The organism is Sphingomonas sp. TREG-RG-20F-R18-01 (assembly GCF_022662475.1).
Taxonomy (GTDB): domain Bacteria; phylum Pseudomonadota; class Alphaproteobacteria; order Sphingomonadales; family Sphingomonadaceae; genus Sphingomonas.
On the sequence record NZ_JAKNQQ010000050.1, the window covers coordinates 1 to 705 of the forward strand.

Sequence of the window (705 nt, forward strand, 5' to 3'; positions counted from 1 at the left end):
AAAAATGCTCAGCCTGATTAATTAGCGTTGTATCCGACCCTCTACGCTCTGACCTCGCGGCGAACCGCGATCCAAGGTCGTTCCGGTCGAACCAACGCCGTATCACGGCATCGATTTTAAGAACCCATTCACAATGTCAAATAAGGCGGGGCGAACCCCGCAATTTCCGCCGAAGCGGAAGCGTTTTCTCTTCATCCCTGGATATTGGTCGAGCGTTTCTCGCGCGCTTGCGCCCGTCAGTCGCAGCAAAGCTGCGCCTTGTGGGCGCGCTTAGCAGCGCTGGCCGGGCTTGTCGGCGTGCGACTTAGCGTTGCTAAATCGTCTCGTCGACTGCGCCGTGGTGGAGCCTATCGGGATCGAACCGATGACCTGATGCTTGCAAAGCAACCGCTCTCCCAGCTGAGCTAAGGCCCCATTACGCGGCGGAAGGTTAGGCTAAAGTTAGGCCTAAACGATCCGCATGCCTCGAGCGATGGTGGGCCTGGGTGGATTCGAACCACCGACCTCACCCTTATCAGGGGTGCGCTCTAACCAACTGAGCTACAGGCCCACGCTGCCCGGCTAGCCCCATAAGGGCCGCAGACGGCGAGCGCCAGCTCAGGCTACCTCACTCTTGCGAGTGAGGATCCAGTGATGAAGGGACATGAGGACGGCGGCAAATGTTCTTTGGAATGGAAGAAGCTCTTCCCCTCACCGAAGTGAAAG

At 58.2% G+C, this 705-nt stretch carries 2 tRNA genes; both read right to left on the minus strand.

The features are described 5' to 3' along the window. Positions 1–338: 338 nt before the first annotated feature. Positions 339–414: transfer RNA gene (locus L8K25_RS22580), tRNA-Ala, on the minus strand. Between the two features lie 59 nt (positions 415–473). Next, positions 474–550: transfer RNA gene (locus L8K25_RS22585), tRNA-Ile, on the minus strand. Positions 551–705: the final 155 nt, after the last annotated feature.